The sequence below is a fragment of the Flavobacterium sp. genome (assembly GCF_049590715.1).
Lineage (GTDB): Bacteria > Bacteroidota > Bacteroidia > Flavobacteriales > Flavobacteriaceae > Flavobacterium.
The window spans coordinates 1-1,611 of sequence record NZ_JBAWDL010000173.1 but is presented as its reverse complement, the minus strand read 5'-3'; the positions used below and the strand labels follow the sequence as shown (position 1 = coordinate 1,611).

At 61.9% G+C, this 1,611-nt stretch carries 1 protein-coding gene and 1 pseudogene; both read left to right on the top strand.

Annotated elements, in window-relative coordinates; translation table 11 throughout:
* Positions 1-245: pseudogene (locus WBQ70_RS07980) on the top strand (carbohydrate ABC transporter permease); the annotation flags it as partial.
* On the top strand, positions 245-1,611 hold a 1,367-nt coding region (locus WBQ70_RS07975), incomplete at its 3' end, for a sulfatase-like hydrolase/transferase (RefSeq protein ID WP_423912666.1). The pseudogene WBQ70_RS07980 and the gene WBQ70_RS07975, both read left to right, overlap by 1 nt.

The following is a 1,611-nucleotide window of genomic DNA, read 5'->3' as shown; positions in this document are numbered from 1 at the left end:
TGCTGATGTTTGCGTTCCTGGCGCACTGGAACGCGCTGCTCTGGCCGCTGGTCATGTCGACGACAGTCGAGACCCGCACCGTCGTGCTGGGGCTGCGGGAATTCCAGGGGCAGTATTTTACCAATTGGGACTCGCTCATGGCGGGGGCGGTCATGTCGACCCTTCCAACCATCGCGGTCTACTTGTTCGCGCAGCGCTGGTTCATCAAGGGCGTTGCACTTTCATCGGGAATAGGGGGGCGCTGATGACCCGGAATATTGTTCAGATCGTTGCCGACGACCTCGGATTTGGAGACCTTGGTCACTTCAATGGCGGCGTGACTCACACGCCCAACATCGACCGGTTGTTCCAGAAGGGCGCAACGTTTACCAACGCCTTTTCGGCCTCGGCGGTTTGCGCGCCCGCCCGCGCTGCACTCCTAACCGGGCGCTATCCCCATCGCACCGGCGCGATCGATACGCTGGAAGGGCGGGGGCTGGATCGGATCGCGTTGCGCGAGCGCACTGCTGCCGATGCCTTTGGCGCGGCCGAATATCGAACCGGCCTGATCGGAAAATGGCACAATGGGGCGCTCGACCCGAGATTTTCCCCCACGGCCCGCGGTTTCGAGCACTTTATCGGCTTCCAGGGCGGCTGGTTGGACTATTGGGAGTGGACCATTTCCGACAATGGCGCATCGAGAACCAAGGACGGTCGGTACCTCACCGATGTCTGGGCCGAGGCGGCAAGTTCGTTTGTTGCCGATCAGGATCCGCGGCCGTTTTACCTGATGCTGGCTTTCAACGCGCCGCATTTTCCGCTGCAGGCACACGAGGCCGATCTGGCATCGGTGCGATCACGCGTAAACGTCACCACTGAAGTCGCCACGATCTATGCCATGGTCGAGGCCATGGACCGGGCGGTTGGCGATGTGCTGGCAGCTCTCGAAGCCAGCGGGCGACTCAGCGATACGCTGGTTCTCTTCACCAGCGACAACGGTCCGCATCTGGGCGGAGCTTCCGCACGGCCCAACCTCAATCTGCGTGACTTCAAGGGGACGGTCTATGAGGGCGGCATCCATGTGCCTTTCGCGGCCTACTGCCCCGGCACGATAGCGGAGGGGCAGGCAATAGACTCTACCCTGCACTTCGTCGATGTTCTGCCCACCATGCTGGAGTCGACTGGCGTTGAACTGGCCGAGGGTGCCCAGCATGTAGATGGCCGCTCGGTATGGAAGACGCTTGCCGCCGCCCAGGTGGAGAACCCTGTGCGCTGCTGGCAATGGAACAGGTACTCCCCGGTCCACAATTGCAACGCCGCCATACGCGAGGGCAGGTGGAAGCTGGTGCTCCCTCCCATCCCCGAAGCTATGGTGGTGACGCCTGAGGATCTCGAGATGGACGGGGATCTCAAGTATCGGCCAGGCATGCACACCACCATTCGGCTGGGCGAGCCGGCCAGATCGGTTCCGACGGACAACGAGGCCGAACTGTACGACATGGAGGTCGATCCGGGGGAAACTACCGATCTTGCCGGGCAGCATCCGAAAATAGTGGCGCGCCTTTTGCTGCAGCTCAGGGGTTGGTTCGACAGCGTCGAAGCAGACCGGGCGATCGGCTTGCAATCCAACCT